This window comes from Microvirga sp. KLBC 81 (assembly GCF_003075415.1).
Lineage (GTDB): Bacteria > Pseudomonadota > Alphaproteobacteria > Rhizobiales > Beijerinckiaceae > Microvirga.
This window is the reverse complement of the sequence record NZ_QDAH01000216.1, coordinates 1-1,926: the sequence shown is the minus strand read 5'-3', so window position 1 is coordinate 1,926 and position 1,926 is coordinate 1. Positions and strand designations below refer to the sequence as shown.

Below are 1,926 nucleotides of genomic sequence, written 5' to 3'. Positions count from 1 at the left end.
TCTACGACGTACCGTCCGAGTGGAGCCACCGCGCCTATCTGGACGATGCCGGCTACCGCGCGAAATACGAGGCTTCGGTGAAGGACCCGGACAAGTTCTGGGCCGAGGAAGCCAAGCGCATCCACTGGTTCAGGCAGCCGACCCGGATCAAGAACACCAATTTCGGTCCCGGCAACGTCTCGATCCGCTGGTTCGAGGACGGCATCACCAACGTGGCCTATAACTGCGTCGACCGGCATCTCCACACCCGCGGCGATCAGGTCGCCATCATCTGGGAAGGCGACGACCCGTCGGAATCCAAGAAGATCACCTATCGCGAGCTCCACGCCGAAGTGAACCGCATGGCCAACATCATGCGCAACCGCGGTGTCGGCAAAGGCGATCGCGTCACGATCTACCTGCCGATGATCCCCGAAGCAGCCTATGCGATGCTCGCCTGCGCACGGCTCGGCGCCATCCATTCCGTGGTGTTCGGCGGCTTCTCGCCGGATTCGCTCGCCAGCCGCATCCAGGACGCCAAGTCCGCCTTCGTCATCACCGCCGATGAGGGCCTGCGCGGCGGCCGCAAGGTGCCGCTGAAGGTCAACGTGGACGCCGCCATCGAGACCGTCGGTCCGGGCGTGGTGGATCACGTGCTCGTCGTTCGCCGCACGGGCGGCGCCGTCAACATGGTGCCGGGCCGTGACGTCTATTACGACGAAGCCGCAGAGCTCGTTTCCGACGAGTGCCCCTACGAGGAGATGAACGCGGAGGATCCGCTGTTCATCCTCTACACCTCCGGCTCGACCGGCACGCCGAAGGGCGTGCTGCACACCACCGGCGGCTATCTCGTCTATGCGGCGATGACGCATCAATACGTGTTCGACTACCACGACGGCGACGTCTACTGGTGCACCGCCGACGTGGGCTGGGTGACGGGCCATTCCTACATTCTCTACGGCCCGCTCGCGAACGGCGCGACGACGCTGATGTTCGAGGGCGTGCCCACCTATCCGTCGATCTCCCGCTTCTGGGAGGTCATCGACAAGTACAACGTCAACATCTTCTACACCGCGCCGACCGCGATCCGCTCGCTCATGCAGGCGGGCGAGGAGCCGGTGAAGAAGACCGCGCGCAAGTCGCTGCGTCTGCTCGGCTCCGTGGGCGAGCCGATCAATCCGGAAGCCTGGGAATGGTATCATCGTGTCGTCGGCGACAGCCGCTGCCCCATCGTGGACACCTGGTGGCAGACGGAAACCGGCGGCATCCTGATCACCCCGCTGCCGGGCGCGACGAAGCTCAAGCCCGGCTCCGCGACCCGTCCGTTCTTCGGCGTGAAGCCGGAGGTGGTGGATGCGGAAGGCAAGGTGCTGGAGGGTGCTTGCGAGGGCAATCTCGTGATCGCCGATTCCTGGCCCGGCCAGATGCGCACGGTCTATGGCGACCATGAGCGCTTCGTGCAGACCTACTTCTCCACCTATCCCGGCAAGTACTTCACCGGCGACGGCTGCCGCCGCGATGCGGACGGCTATTACTGGATCACCGGTCGCGTGGACGACGTGATCAACGTCTCCGGCCACCGCATGGGCACGGCGGAGGTGGAATCCGCCCTCGTGGCCCATCCGAAGGTGTCGGAAGCAGCCGTGGTGGGCTATCCGCACGACATCAAGGGCCAGGGCATCTACGCCTATGTGACCCTGATGGCGGGCGAGCAGCCTTCCGAGGAACTCCGCAAGGAGCTGGTGGCCTGGGTGCGCAAGGAAATCGGCCCCATCGCCTCGCCGGACCTGATCCAGTTCGCCCCGGGCCTGCCGAAGACCCGCTCCGGCAAGATCATGCGCCGCATCCTGCGCAAGATCGCCGAGGATGAGTTCGGCTCGCTGGGCGACACCTCGACCCTGGCCGACCCCACCGTCGTCGACGACCTGATCTCCAACCGCCAGAACA

General features: G+C 65.2%; 1 protein-coding gene. It reads left to right on the top strand.

The features are described from left to right. Window positions 1–1,926: acetate--CoA ligase (gene acs / locus DC522_RS33295; RefSeq protein WP_116532669.1), on the top strand; the 1,926-nt coding region annotated here is incomplete at both ends.